Raw genomic sequence first — 12,863 nt, 5'->3', positions numbered from 1 at the left:
CGTTTGATGCGAGGCCGAGCCCTCAAGCTTTCCGCGCCCCGGCGCCTTGTTGGCGATCTGATGAGGTTTTCGATCGGCGTGCCACGGGTCGCGGTGCAGCGTCAGATGAACCTCGGCCCACTCGTAAGGGCTAGAATGGCGCAGCAGACCAGGCCCTCGTGGACCGCGATCTTCCTGAAAGGATATGCGCTTCTTGCCCTAGAGATGCCGGAGCTGCGGCGCGCCTATGTCAAGTTGCCCTGGCCGCAGCTTTACGAGTATCCGGCAAGCGTAGCCTCGATTGCCCACGAGCGCGAATATGATGGCGAGCCGGCCGTTCTGCTGAGCTGCATCAAGCGCCCGGAGCGCTACTCCATTACGGAACTTGAGGGATCCATCCACGCGGCTCGATCACGGCCGATCCTGGAGGTCCCGGAGTTCCGGCGTGCCTTGCGGATGGCAGGTGCGCCCGCGCCAGTCAGGTGGCTGCTTATGTGGCTAGGGTTGAACATCGCCCGGCAAAGGTCAAATTACTTCGGTACCTTCCAACTGTCCGTCTATTCTGGTCTCGGTGCGGAATCACTCAACCCGCTGACACCATTGACCACGCTTCTCAACTACGGTCCGATCGGCAAAGACGGATCGGTGAATGTCCGCATCCACTACGATCACCGGGTCATGGATGGAGCGAACGTCGCACGTGCACTGGAGAGATTCGAAAAGATCCTGAACGGCACTGTCGCCAACGAAGTGATGCTGCTCGGTCAAGGTGTTTCCGCTCCTGCAAGACAGAGGAACGCGACGTGATTTCGCATGGTGAATTCCGGCCAGCCGTCGTCGTGATTGGCGGCTCGGGTGGAATTGGCCGGGCGATTGCGAGCGTCGCTGCACAGGAGCGCGGTGCGGTTGTGCTGGTTGCCCGCTCGCCCGAGGGTTTGGCCGCTGCGGCGTCTGAGGTTCGGGAGAGGGGTGGCGAGGCATTCACGCTGGAGTTGGATCTCGTGGCAGGCGATGCGCCAACGCGCCTGGAGGGCTTCCTGTCCGCACACGGCCTGGTCTGTGATGTCCTGGTCAACAGCGCCGGCTATGGCCTGCGGGGCGCGACGACGGCGCTGCCTATTGATGGTCAACTGGGCATCATCGATCTCAACATACATTCCCTCACAGAACTGACCCTCCATTTTCTGCCGGAAATGGTGGCGCGCCGACGGGGCGGGGTGCTCAATCTCAGTTCCGTGGCCGGGTTCGTTCCCGGGCCTTATATGGCTCTGTACTTCGCTAGCAAAGCTTTCGTGCGCTTCTTCTCAGAGGCGCTTCACCAGGAATTGCGCCGAACCGGTGTGACGGTCACATGCGTTGCACCAGGCCCGGTGTCGACGGAGTTTCTCGCAAGGTCAGGCGCCAATCAGACGGTGCTCTTCAACATCTTGCCCAAGGTGGATCCGGAGTATGTGGCCGAACGGGCGTGGCGAGGGTTCAAATCCGGTCGTCGCCTCGTCGTACCGGGAATCTCGGCCAAGTTGGCTGCCCTTGCGGCAGCGCTCCTGCCTTCCGCAGCGCTGCTGCCCCTGGTAGGCCGGCTACAACGCGGCGGCAATGATCAATGTCCTTGCGGTTCAGGTATGAAGTTCAAGAAATGCTGCGGTACCCGCCAGATTCAGCTACGCCGGGGCCCTCGGGGAATTAGCCCCTGACCGCAGCACGCCACCGAAAAACCTCATTGAAGCAAGAGACCGCTCGCCGATGACGGGCGTCGGCTGAAGATCAAATATGTCACGCAGGCCAAGACGCGGCCGCCCGGCTTCGTCGTCTCCTGTTCACGCCCCGATGCGATGCCGCAATCCTACGTCCGCTATCTGTCGAACAGCCTGCGCGAGGCTTTCGACATGCCCGGCGTGCCGATCCGCATCGCCTTGCGCACCTCGGACAACCCGTTCGCCGGCAAGGCGAAGAAGCGCCGCTAGATCATCGCGGAACCTTGCGAGACGTCGGCGGGACAGCGCCCCCCTCTGCCCTGCCGGGCATCTCCCCCACTTGGGGGGAGATTGGCCGTCCTCTCCGCTTTAGCCAATCTCCAGCGCCGAAAGACGGGTGGGACGGCGAAGCTGCTAATCTCCCCCTCGTGGGGTCCTCGTGGGGGAGATGTCCGGCAGGACAGAGGGGGGCGCGAGGGATCGCCAGCGCTCGTCTGCGCTAAGCCGCTTTCCTCAGACCATCCGCATCGCCCGGCAACGCTTCCAGCGCTGCCTGCAGCAGGATGTCGCCAAGCCGCGCCGCCACCGGGTCGGGCTCGGCCTCCTTGCGATGCAGGAACAGCGCCATCTTGGGCAAGGCGGGCAGCCCGGCGATCTCCGGCGTCATCGCCCTGACGCTGGCCGGCAGGCCGATATCGGTGCGGATCGTCAATCCGAGCCCGGCGGCAACGGCTGCCCAGATGCCGCCAAGGCTTGGGCTGGAGAAGGCCATCCGCCATGCCAGGCCGGCGCGGTCCAGCGTTTCAGTCGCCACGCTGCGCAGCAGGCACGGCGCTTCGAGCGCCACCAGCGGCAACGGCTCGCCATCGCGCAGACTGGTCTCGATCTGTTCTGCCGGGCCGACCCAGCGCATCTGGACGTCGGCGACATGCCGGCTGTAGGGCAGCGTCGCGCCATTGTGCCAGGCAAGCGCGATATCGAGGTTGCCCGAAATGATCCGTTCGGCAAGCTCATGGCTGCGTGCGATCCTGGCCTCGATCTTGACCTTGGGATGGGCGCGGGCGAAGCGCCCGAGCACCTCCGGCAGCACCGCCTCGCCGAAATCCTCCTGCAGCCCAAGCCGCACCCAACCCTCCAGCTCGACATCGTGGATGGCGGAGGCGGCCTCGTCATTGAGCTCGATCAGTCGCCGCGCGTAGCCGAGCATGGTCTCGCCCGCGTCCGTCAGCGCCAGGCCGCGCCCCGATTTGCGGAAGATCGGCGTCGCCGCCTGCTCCTCCAGCTTCTTCAATTGCGCACTGATGGCCGAGGTCGAGCGGCCGAGCCGGTCGGCGGCCTTGGCGAAGCTGCCCAGCTCCATGCCGGTGACGAAGCTGCGCAGGACGTCGAGATCGAAAGTCACGCGTCGCATGGCAATAATCCTGATATTTGGGACATTACGTCAAAAACTTCCTGATATTCAGTACGAAGCTATGGCGGTAGAGACAGCGCGTCAAGACCGAATGCGGCCGACCCATGCAGGAGCTGAACCATGTCCGCTGTCGCCACACGAGCAGATTGCAAACCGCTTCGCCCGGGCGCCGTTGCCGCCCCGTCGGAAGCGGCGGCACGTCGAGCCAACCATCGCTGGAAGGTGCTGGGCATCGGCGTCGCCGCCAATGCGTGCTTTTCCGCAACCTTCTCCGGCATTCCGGCGACGGCGGTGTTCCTGCGCTCGGGCTACCATCTCTCCAATGGCGAACTCGGCCTGGCGCTTGGCCTTCTCGGCCTGGGCGTGGCGCTGAGCGAATTGCCGTGGGGGCTGCTGACCGATCGCTGGGGCGACCGCCGCGTGCTGCTGACAGGGCTCGGCGCAACCGCGGTTTGGCTGCTTGTCATGGCCGCGCTGATTGTGCCGTCACCAGACCACATTCCCGGCATCGCGCTTCTCGCCGCTGCCCTGCTGGTCACCGGATTGCTGGGCGGCAGCGTCAACGGCTCCAGCGGCCGCGCCATCATGGCCTGGTTCGGGGAAGGCGAGCGCGGCTTTGCCATGAGCATCAGGCAGACGGCGGTGCCGCTTGGCGGCGGGCTTGGCGCGCTCGTGCTGCCGTCGCTTGCTTCAGCCCATGGCTTCACGGCGGTCTTCGGACTTCTGGCGGCTGCATCCGCCCTCTCGACCTCGCTCGCCTGGCGCTGGCTGCATCAGCCACCGGCGCATGACGATGCCAATTCGGCCAGCACGGCAAAGCCGGCCGGCCCGGCGCCGCTGCGCAACCCGGCCGTCTGGCGCATCGCAACAGCCATCGGCCTGCTGTGCTTTCCGCAGGTGGCGGTGCTTACATTTGCTTCCGTCTTCCTCCATGATTTCGCCGGCATGGGAACAGCCGTGATCAGCGCCAGCCTCGCTGCCGTGCAGGTCGGCGCCATGGTCATGCGCGTCTGGAGCGGCCGCTACACCGATCGTCACGGCAACCGCCGGCCGTTCCTGCGTCTGTGCAGCGCGCTGAGCGTGGCCGCCTTCACCGTGCTTGCGGCGCTCGTCCTGTTTTCGGCCCAATTCTTGTCAGGCCAAGCGCCGATGCTTTCGCCGGTAATCGTTGCGGTGCTGGTCGTGGCCGGCATCTGCGTCTCCTCCTGGCACGGCGTCGCCTACACCGAGCTTGCGACGCTAGCCGGCGCGAGCCAGGCCGGAACGGCGCTCGGCCTCGCCAACAGTCTGGTTTTCATCGCCTTCTTCCTGGTGCCGATCGCCATTCCTGGGCTGCTCGTCCTCTGCTCGTGGGCAGGCGTCTGGCTGGGTGCGGCTATTTGCGCGCTGGTCGCCTGGCCGATCTTTCTTCCGTCAATTGATGGCCGCAAAAGCGCCTGACTTCGACACGAGATGGGAAAACAACGTTCTAAGCTGTTAACGCCCCATCAAGGTTAATGCATCATTGTAGCTCTCCAGTGGGGTCCGTCGCGTTTCTGGAGAGTTCCGTGCATCGACGTGTTTTGACGCGGCTTGTCGCCGCCGCCGGTGAGAAAAAGCGTTCGTTCCTGTCTCCGCTCGTTGTTGGCCTTGGTATCTGGATCGGCTTTCCGAGTGTCGTTGCCTATCAGGACATGACCAGCTTGGTCTCCGGCCTGGAGGCGCCGAGCGTCCGCTGGAACGCCTATGTCGAGAAATCCGTCGCCGGCTCGGTTCACGCCGCCGAAATGCCCTTCCTCGATTCAAGCAGCACCGGCTCGCTCTCCGGCTCGGGTGTCCAACTGCCCGGCATCGGCGCCGTTTCGTTTCGCGGCAAGGGCAGCATCGCCGGCACGACGCCGGACGAGGACCGCATCATGCGGGCCGACAAGAAGGGCCGCATCATCCAGGTCTCGCCCGTCTCGCCGCCGAAGAACTTCAACGCCGGCTCGATCTTCGAGCGCACCTCTTCGCTGCTCCGCCCAAGCATGGACAGCGGCCTGAGGATGGCCTTCGCCAAGCCCGAGATCAAAGGCAAGGAAATCCAGATCGCCGCCGCCTTCCACGCGCGCGTCGACAAGAAGCCGGATCCCGGCGTGCCGGCGATGCTTGCCGCGCTGGTCAACAACGATCATCCCGACGTGCTGGCGACCGCCTATGCATCGTCCGCTCCCGATTACGCACAGGCGTCGCCTTTCGAGGCCTTGCTGCAGGACGAGGACCCGAACGATGGCCGCTTCATCCCGCCGCTGAGCAAGGGCGATCATTCGTGGATGCAGACGCCCCTGCCGGCGAGCGTCTTTTCCAAGCCGGAGCAGGCCTGCCTCGCCAAGGGCATCTATTTCGAGGCGCGCGGCGAATCCGTACGCGGCCAGGCCGCCGTCGCCCAGGTCATCCTCAACCGCGTCCGCAACCCCGCCTATCCCAGCTCGATCTGCGGCGTCGTCTACCAGAACGACAACTGGTTCAACCGCTGCCAGTTTTCCTTCGCCTGCGACGGCAGGAAGAAGCGCATCGACAACCCCGCCGCCTATCAGACCGCCCAGGATGTCGCCATGGCCGTCACAGCCGGCAAGATCTTCATTCCGGAAGTCGGCTCGTCGACCCATTATTACGCCAACTACGTCCATCCGGGCTGGGCGCGGACGATGCAGAAAATGACCAGGATCGGTCTGCACATCTTCTACCGCACCTATGGCGGCGGCTGGAGCTGAGTGCTCGGGCAGCGCTTGCGTCTTTCCCGCGAGAGCGGCCGATCGAAGACCCATCGCCGCGGGGATTCGGCCACGGCCCGCCAGAGACTGTGTCGGGCACGATGTCGCACCCGGGCAAGTAGCTGATTTATAACGAAAAAATACTTGAGCTTGAACGTCCGCCCGTGGCTTGACGGGCGCGGACCCTCTAACTATGTTGCCGGCGACTTTAAGAAGCGGACGGACGGTGACGGTCTGACCGGGCAGGGGGGTTGCGTGGCCGACAAGAATGGGCCAGACGGAACCGGCAAAACCGGCCGCGGCAAGCAGCATGAAGCCGACATCCGCGACGACGATCTTGAGCGCCGCCGGCGCGACCTTGAAGCATCGCTTGCGACAAGGCGGCCGGATCGGCTCGAGGGGAAAGACGACGCGAAAGCGGGCAGTGTGGCCGGGTACGGCCAGGCCCTCAAGCTGTCCAGCGAGTTCATCGCCGGGATAGTGGTCGGCGCGGCTCTCGGCTGGTTTATCGATCGCGTGGCGGGGACATCGCCATGGGGTCTGATAGTCGGGCTGCTGCTGGGTTTTGGCGCCGGCGTGCTCAATGTCCTGCGTTCAGCCGGGCTTGTGTCGGAATTCGGAACGGGCGACAAGCCGCGCGATCCGAAAGAATGAATTGAGGCGCCGCATGCCGGCGCATTGAACAGGATACTGAAGCCGTCTGCGGCTTTGATGGGGATTTAAAGTGGCTGCTGACAAGGTCGATCCGATCCACCAGTTCCAGATCCATCCGATCATTCCGATTCACATCGGCGGCTACGACCTGTCTTTCACCAATTCGGCTCTGTTCATGCTTGCGACGGTTGCTGTCGCAGCGGCGTTTCTCTACCTCAGCACGTCGAGCCGCAGCCTGGTTCCGGGCCGCCTTCAGTCGGTCTCGGAAATGGCCTACGAATTTGTCGGCAATATGCTGAGGGACGCCGCGGGCACGCAGGGCATGAAGTTCTTCCCCTTCGTGTTCTCGCTGTTCATGTTCGTGCTTGTCGCCAACCTGCTTGGCCTGTTCCCGTATTTCTTCACCGTCACCAGCCACATCATCGTCACCTTCGGCCTCGCTGCGCTGGTGATCGGAACGGTCGTCGTCTACGGCTTCACCAAGCACGGCCTTGGCTTCCTGAAGCTGTTCGTCCCGCATGGCGTGCCGGTCTACCTGTTGCCGCTGGTGGTGCTGATCGAGGTGATTTCCTTCGTCTCGCGTCCGGTCAGCCTCTCGGTTCGTCTGTTCGCCAACATGCTCGCCGGTCACATTACGCTGAAAGTGTTCTCGGGCTTTGTCGTCAGCCTGAGCGCGCTCGGCGCGGTCGGCGTGGCGGGCTCGGTTCTGCCGCTGGCGATGGCCGTGGCGCTGACGGCGCTGGAGCTGCTGGTCGCGTTCCTGCAGGCCTACGTCTTTGCCGTGCTGACCTGCATGTATCTCAACGACGCCCTGCATCCCGGGCACTGACAAGGTTTCCGGCATTGCCGCCGGATGGAATCGCAACGGAATTTTAGATCCAAAGGAGTTGAATAAATGGACGCAGAAGCAGCAAAGTACATCGGCGCCGGCATCGCATGCCTCGGCATGGGCGGCGCGGGCATTGGCCTCGGCAACATCTTCGGCAGCTATCTGGCGGGCGCGCTGCGCAACCCGTCGGCCGCCGACGGCCAGTTCGGCCGCCTGATTTTCGGCTTCGCCGTGACCGAAGCGCTTGGTATTTTCTCGCTTCTCATCGCGCTTCTCGCCCTGTTCGGCTGAATACTTGTTCGGCTGAACATTGGGAAGAATTGAACAGGCCGGCCGCGATCCTGCGGCGGGTCTGAATTTCGGGGATAGTCCATGTTCGTGACATCTGCCTTTGCGCAAGAGTCCGCGCCCGCCGCAACGGAAGGCGAAACGCACGCCGCCACCGGCGTGCCTGCCGAGGCGCATGGCACGTTCCCGCCATTCAATCCGGCGACGTACCCGTCACAGCTGCTGTGGCTGGCAATCACTTTCGGGCTGTTCTACCTCTTCTTGAAACGGGTAGTGATGCCGCGCGTCGGCGGCATCATCGACGTTCGCAACGACCGCATCACGCAGGATCTCGATCATGCTGCCCGGCTGAAAAGCGAGGCCGATGCCGCCGTTGCCGCCTATGAGCAGGAATTGGCGGAAGCCAAGGGCAAGGCCAACGCGATCGGCCAGCAGGCCAACGATGCGGCCAAGGCGGACGCCGAAGCTGCCCGCAAGACGATCGAGGCAGCGCTTGACCAGAAGCTTGGCGAGGCCGAGGCGCGCATATCTTCCATCAAGGCCAATGCCATGAAGGAAGTCGGCACCATCGCCGAGGACACCGCTTCGGCCATCGTCGAGGCGCTTGTCGGCGGCAAGGCCAGCAAGGCCGAAATCGCGGCCGCGGTCAAATCCGTGGCCGGGTGAGGAGCGCATCATGGACGCCACATCTCTCGCGACGCTTTGGGCAACGGTTGCCCTCGTAATCTTCCTCGGCATTGCCATCTACATCAAGGTGCCGGGCATGATCGCCAAGGCGCTCGATGCGCGTGCCGACAAGATCAGCTCCGAGCTCGAGGAGGCGCGCCGGTTGCGCGAAGAGGCCCAGCAACTGCTCGGCCAATACCAGCGCAAGCGCAAGGAAGCCGAGCAGGAGGCCGCGGCCATCGTCGCCGCCGCCAAGCGCGAAGCCGACATGCTTGCCGCCGAGGCGCACAAGAAGACCGAGGACTATGTCGCCCGGCGTACCGCCTTGGCCGAGCAGAAGATCGGCCAGGCCGAGCGCGAAGCAATCGGCGAAGTGCGCGCCAGCGCCGTCGACATCGCGGTCGAAGCCGCGCGCGCGCTGCTGGCCGGCAAGATCGACGCCAAGGCCGGCGCCGACCTGTTCAACGCCTCGCTGCAGGATTTGAAGTCGAAGCTGAATTAAGCTACTTCGTCGGGAAATTCATGGAAAGCCGCTTGGGCAACCTGGCGGCTTTTTTGTTAGCGAAAGCGGCAGAGCGCGTAATCTCCCCCCTCGAGGGGGAGATGGCCGGCAGGCCAGAGGGGGTCGCCGCGCGTGGAGCGCCAGCCTTTTCTGTCGTTCAACATGGTGTCGCGCCAGGACGTACCGACCCCCTCTGTCGCCTTCGGCGACATCTCCCCCTCGAGGGGGGAGATAACGCCTGGCCGGATCGCTCAATCCAGGTCCGAAAAACCCTCTTCCTCAAGCACCTCGATGCCGCCGAACCGGAACGGCGCGAAGGAGGCGCGGTGTAGCCGTGCCACTGGCCCGTGCAGATCGATCGCCGTCCGATGGCGCACAGTGGCGTAGCCCATATGCAGTTCGAAGCCGTAACGCGCATGATGGCTGCCGCAGCCGCACATCATGCGGTCGCGCAACACCTTGGCGACGATCGAGGCTGCGGCGATCGACTGCGAGCGCTGGTCGCCCTTGATCAGGGCTTTGCCCTCGCAGGGCAGGCCGGGCGGCACGTCGCGGCCGTCGGCCAGCGCCAGCTTCGGCCGGATCGACAGGCCGGCCACGGCACGGCGCATCGCCTCCAGGCTGGCCTTGAGGATGTTGGAGGCATCAATGCCTTCGGCGCTGACCGAGGCCATCGATACGGCGAGTGCGGAGCCGAGGATTTTCAGGAACAGCGCCTCACGCTGCAAATGCGTCAGCCGCTTGGAATCGTCGAGGCCGTCGGGGATGTTGGCGGGATCGAGCACCACCGCTGCCGCCACGACCGGCCCGGCGAGCGGGCCGCGGCCGGCCTCGTCCGTTCCCGCCACCGGCCACAGGCCCTCAGTCATCGCCTTCGTCTCGAACGAGAAGTCGGGTTTCTCGACGATTTCGAAGAGAAGCGGAGAATCGGAACGCGGGCGAGCCATGGTGCGGCGAGGTTCGCATCGGCTCCGATTCTCCGCAAGTCCCTCCGGGTCGGGCGGGGCACCGGACCAGGAGGGGCTACCGTCTGCAAGCCCGGGGACAGGACAGGCCGGACGGGATTTTTCGCCTGTTGCCGGCCGCTTCGAGCGGCTGGCGCGAGACGCTTTGTCACAGCAACATCAGCTGCTCTGTTGCCTTGGCAGCCGGGACGAACTGGTCGGTCCTGAGCGAGCGCCGCTCGGCATTGAGGCCGAGCCGTTTGGCGGCGATCTCGAAGCGCCGGCCGATCTGCCAGGCATAGGGGCCGGAGCCTTTCATGCGCTTGCCCCATTCCGAATCGTAGTCCTTGCCGTCGCGCATCGAACGGATCAGCGACATGACGTGGCGATAGCGGTCGGGATAGTGGCGCAGCAGCCAGTCCTTGAAGATCGGCGCGACCTCCAGCGGCAGGCGTAGCAGCACATAACCGGCCTCGCGCGCACCCGCAGCCTGCGCCGAATCGAGGATGCGCTCCATCTCCGGGTCGGTCAGTCCGGGGATGATCGGCGCGACCATCACCGAGGCCGGAATGCCGGCGTCCGAAAGCTGCCTGATCGCCTCCAGCCGCTTGGTCGGCGTCGACGCGCGTGGCTCCATGGTGCGCGCCAGCATGCGGTCGAGCGTCGTCACCGACAATGCCACCTTGGCCAGCCCGCGTTCGGCCATGCGTGACAGAATGTCGATATCGCGTGTCACCAGCGCCGACTTGGTGACGATGCCGACCGGATGCCCGCGCGCCTCTAGCACTTCGAGGATCTCGCGCATGATCCGGTATTGTTTCTCGATCGGCTGGTACGGGTCGGTGTTGGTGCCGATGGCGATGGTGCGCGGCTGGTAATTATCCCTGGACAATTCCTTGTCGAGCAGCCGCGCCGCATCCGGCTTGGCAAACAGCTTCGATTCGAAATCCAGCCCCGGCGACAGGCCCATGAAGCTGTGCGTCGGCCGCGCGAAACAATAGACGCAGCCATGTTCGCAGCCGCGATAGGGATTGATCGAGCGGTCGAAGGAGATATCGGGCGATTCGTTGCGGGTGATGATGGTGCGCGGCTTCTCGACCTGTACCTCGGTCTTGAACGGCGGCAGCTCCTCCAGCGAATTCCAGCCATCGTCGAACACATGCCGGCTGACCGGCTCGAAACGGCCGGACGGATTGATGCCAGCCGACCTGCCGCGATTGCGGTCCGGGCGGACGCGCATGCCGCTCTGCTCGATCATCGCATTCGCCATCTCGGCCCTGCCAGCGCCGAAAGCGGCAATGTCGGCACGCACGATCTGTTCCATTTTGGCCCTTTCCCAGGGACTGTCCGCCCGCTGTCGAATCGCTCTGCTCATGAATGTATTCCTATCGTATCGATGAGAACAAAGCAAGAACTTTCTTGCGGTGCGCGGCAAAAACTGGCGCTGCCCACTGCTTTCCGCTATTCGGCTAAACATGCTCAGCGTCCTGATCGAAACCCTGAATGACGAGGAGGGCCTTGCCCGCACGCTCGCCTCGCTGATCGGCGGCGCGGTCGAAGGCGTGGTGCGCGACGTTCTCGTCTGCGACACCGGCTCGACCGATCAGACGCACCGCGTCGCCGAACATGCCGGCTGCCACTATGTCAGCGGCGGCATCGGTGCCGGCATCAGGCAGGCCAAGGGCGACTGGCTGCTTTTGCTGGAACCGGGCGCGCGGCTGGGGGAGGGCTGGATCGACGAGGTCGTCGCCCATACCGCCAGGCAAACCATGGCGGCGCGGTTCTCGCGGGCACGCGGCAGCCGCGCGCCGTTCCTGTCGCGCGTCTTTGCCGGAAATCGCGCTCTCGCCGAAGGCCTGGTGATCAGCAAGCGTCAGGCCGCGGCGCTGTCGAAGAACGCCCGCAGCGCCGAAGCGATCGCCCGCGGCCTGGCGACCAGGAGGCTCCAGGCCGAGATCTGGGTCGCTCCGCGGAAGTGACGGCTTACCGTGACGGTTCAGGGGCTCAAGCAAATTTTCTGGCGGGTCGCCGTTTATTGTGCATTGCACAAAATCTGCCCGGGGGTTACCATTCCCAGCGATACGGGCGAATGGGTTTGGGGTGTGCCGGAGCGGTGACGACGACTGTCGTCGATGCTGTTCCCCCGACATTTTGAGGACCCCGATGACCCTTTCAAGCCCTGACAAGTCCGGCGCTGCAAGCCTCGAGGCGATCGCACGCAACGGCGGTACGCTGCGCCGCATCGCCGCCCGCATCCCGACCTATCTTTCCGACCTTCGCGAGAATCCGGCATGGCTGCCGATGTTCATGCTGGCCCGCACCATGCCGGCGCGACGCCTGCACTGGCGTGGTGCGAAGCCCGTTCCGCCGGCGCGCAATGTCGGTGAAACGATGTTCGCCGGCGTCGATCGCGATGCCGTCGTCGGCGCGCTGCGGACGGAGGGGCTCTATTCGGGCCTGATGCTGCCAGCCGCCATCCATGAGGAGATTGCCCGCTTCGCCGAGCGCACGCCATGCTTCGGCAATTTCGACCGCCGGCTGGAATTCCTGCCGGAAAAACACGCAGATGCCGAAAAGCACTTCGGCCGCCCGCTGCTCAGCGGTCACTACTTCGAACGGGTCCTCGACTGCAACGCTGCGGTCGCCGTGCAGCGCGATCCGCTGCTTCTCGATATCGCAGCGCACTATCTCGGCAGCCAGGCCAAGCTGATCACCACCCGCATCTGGTGGAGCTTTCCGACCGGTGGCGTCTCGGACGCCGACAAGAACATGGCCTCGCTCGGCAAATACCATTTCGACCTCGACGACTGGCGCATGCTGAAGTTCTTTTTCTACCTGGTGCCGGTCGACGCCGACACCGGGCCGCATGTCTATGTCCGCGGCTCCCACAACCGCCGCATCCTGAAGCACCAGCTGACGCTTCTGGTCGGCCATTCGGCGGAAGAGGTGCTGGGCGTCTATGGCGAGCAGAGCCCGGTCACGCTGACCGGGCAGGCCGGTCTCGGCTTTGTCGAGGACCCGTTCGGCTTCCATATGGGCACCGTGCCGACGCGCACGCCGCGGCTCATGATGGAAGTCGGCTTCGGCGTGTCACCGCCGTCGCGCCGCCGGTTTCACGGCGAGCCGGTCATTCGCTGAGGCGGGATCGCCCGGCTGACGCCTCG

General features: G+C 64.5%; 14 protein-coding genes and 1 pseudogene. 12 read left to right on the top strand and 3 right to left on the bottom strand.

Going from position 1 to position 12,863, the window contains the following annotated elements; translation table 11 throughout:
• Nucleotides 1-6: 6 nt before the first annotated feature.
• From NKI19_RS07950 to NKI19_RS07940, 3 genes and pseudogenes are all read left to right on the top strand, one after another.
• On the top strand, nt 7-786 hold the full coding sequence (locus NKI19_RS07950) for a hypothetical protein (protein WP_352489558.1): 780 nt from the start codon (nt 7-9) through the stop codon (nt 784-786).
• Complete coding sequence (locus tag NKI19_RS07945) at nt 783-1,673, top strand: SDR family NAD(P)-dependent oxidoreductase (protein ID WP_352489559.1); 891 nt, start codon at nt 783-785, stop codon at nt 1,671-1,673. The genes NKI19_RS07950 and NKI19_RS07945 overlap by 4 nt, the downstream gene beginning before the upstream one ends.
• A 39-nt stretch (nt 1,674-1,712) precedes the next feature.
• Nucleotides 1,713-1,943 (top strand): annotated as a pseudogene (locus NKI19_RS07940) (ribosome biogenesis GTPase Der); the annotation flags it as partial.
• Between the two features lie 229 nt (nt 1,944-2,172).
• On the opposite strand, the gene NKI19_RS07935 reads toward NKI19_RS07940, so the two are convergent.
• Nucleotides 2,173-3,084, bottom strand: coding sequence for a LysR substrate-binding domain-containing protein (locus NKI19_RS07935; protein ID WP_352564761.1), 912 nt, complete (start codon nt 3,082-3,084; stop codon nt 2,173-2,175).
• Nucleotides 3,085-3,204: 120 nt separating this feature from the next.
• Between NKI19_RS07935 and NKI19_RS07930 the strand changes: the two genes are divergently transcribed.
• The 7 genes from NKI19_RS07930 to NKI19_RS07900 all read left to right on the top strand — a co-directional run bounded on the left by NKI19_RS07930 (nt 3,205) and on the right by NKI19_RS07900 (nt 8,755).
• The gene (locus tag NKI19_RS07930; RefSeq protein WP_352564759.1) at nt 3,205-4,524 is read left to right on the top strand and encodes an MFS transporter; all 1,320 of its coding nucleotides are present in this window, start codon (nt 3,205-3,207) and stop codon (nt 4,522-4,524) included.
• Nucleotides 4,525-4,631: 107 nt separating this feature from the next.
• Nucleotides 4,632-5,816 (top strand): cell wall hydrolase, encoded by a 1,185-nt coding sequence (locus NKI19_RS07925; protein WP_352489562.1) that lies wholly within the window; start codon nt 4,632-4,634, stop codon nt 5,814-5,816.
• Between the two features lie 255 nt (nt 5,817-6,071).
• Nucleotides 6,072-6,470 (top strand): AtpZ/AtpI family protein, encoded by a 399-nt coding sequence (locus NKI19_RS07920; protein WP_023716852.1) that lies wholly within the window; start codon nt 6,072-6,074, stop codon nt 6,468-6,470.
• A gap of 70 nt (nt 6,471-6,540) precedes the next feature.
• On the top strand, nt 6,541-7,299 hold the full coding sequence (locus NKI19_RS07915) for a F0F1 ATP synthase subunit A (protein WP_352476629.1): 759 nt from the start codon (nt 6,541-6,543) through the stop codon (nt 7,297-7,299).
• 66 nt (nt 7,300-7,365) lie between these two features.
• On the top strand, nt 7,366-7,590 hold the full coding sequence (locus NKI19_RS07910; RefSeq protein ID WP_006206606.1) for a F0F1 ATP synthase subunit C: 225 nt from the start codon (nt 7,366-7,368) through the stop codon (nt 7,588-7,590).
• Nucleotides 7,591-7,671: 81 nt separating this feature from the next.
• Nucleotides 7,672-8,253 carry a F0F1 ATP synthase subunit B gene (locus NKI19_RS07905; RefSeq protein WP_352489564.1) on the top strand — a complete coding sequence of 194 codons (582 nt, stop codon included), beginning with the start codon at nt 7,672-7,674 and terminating at the stop codon, nt 8,251-8,253.
• 10 nt (nt 8,254-8,263) lie between these two features.
• Complete coding sequence (locus tag NKI19_RS07900) at nt 8,264-8,755, top strand: F0F1 ATP synthase subunit B (protein WP_023674071.1); 492 nt, start codon at nt 8,264-8,266, stop codon at nt 8,753-8,755.
• 251 nt (nt 8,756-9,006) lie between these two features.
• On the opposite strand, the gene rnhB is transcribed toward NKI19_RS07900, so the two are convergent.
• Nucleotides 9,007-9,702 (bottom strand): ribonuclease HII, encoded by a 696-nt coding sequence (rnhB, locus tag NKI19_RS07895; RefSeq protein ID WP_352489565.1) that lies wholly within the window; start codon nt 9,700-9,702, stop codon nt 9,007-9,009.
• Nucleotides 9,703-9,868: 166 nt separating this feature from the next.
• Nucleotides 9,869-11,023, bottom strand: coding sequence for a PA0069 family radical SAM protein (locus NKI19_RS07890; RefSeq protein ID WP_254818651.1), 1,155 nt, complete (start codon nt 11,021-11,023; stop codon nt 9,869-9,871).
• Nucleotides 11,024-11,174: 151 nt separating this feature from the next.
• Here NKI19_RS07890 and NKI19_RS07885 point away from each other — a divergent pair, with 151 nt between their 5' ends.
• Nucleotides 11,175-11,678: a glycosyltransferase gene (locus tag NKI19_RS07885; protein WP_352489566.1), complete on the top strand. Its 504-nt coding sequence runs from the start codon at nt 11,175-11,177 to the stop codon at nt 11,676-11,678.
• A gap of 184 nt (nt 11,679-11,862) precedes the next feature.
• Nucleotides 11,863-12,837 carry a phytanoyl-CoA dioxygenase family protein gene (locus tag NKI19_RS07880; protein ID WP_352489567.1) on the top strand — a complete coding sequence of 325 codons (975 nt, stop codon included), beginning with the start codon at nt 11,863-11,865 and terminating at the stop codon, nt 12,835-12,837.
• Nucleotides 12,838-12,863: the final 26 nt, after the last annotated feature.

The sequence above is a fragment of the Mesorhizobium sp. M0751 genome (genome assembly GCF_040320265.1).
GTDB lineage: Bacteria > Pseudomonadota > Alphaproteobacteria > Rhizobiales > Rhizobiaceae > Mesorhizobium.
This window is presented reverse-complemented; position numbering and strand designations above follow the sequence as displayed.